The sequence below is a fragment of the Streptomyces sp. 7R007 genome (genome assembly GCF_054850255.1).
Genome location: NZ_JBTWMV010000207.1, coordinates 1 through 236 on the forward strand (window position 1 = coordinate 1; position 236 = coordinate 236).

Genomic DNA, 236 nt, shown 5'->3' on the forward strand with positions numbered 1-236 from the left:
CTCCAGCGCGGCGGCCGGCCGGCGTTCGAGGTGCGGGCGGTGCTGGCCGCCACCCTCTCGCCGACCTGGGGCATCTACTCCGGCTTCGAGCTGTGTGAGAACACCCCGCTGCGGGAGGGCAGCGAGGAGTACCTCGACTCGGAGAAGTACCAGCTCAAGCCCCGTGACTGGGAAGCGGCCGAACGCGAGGGCCGCACCCTGGCCCCGCTGATCACCCGCCTCAACGACATCCGGCG

At 71.6% G+C, this 236-nt stretch carries 1 pseudogene; it reads left to right on the forward strand.

The annotated features are described in order from the left end of the window. Positions 1–236, forward strand: a pseudogene (locus ACYF6T_RS44815) (alpha-1,4-glucan--maltose-1-phosphate maltosyltransferase); the annotation flags it as partial.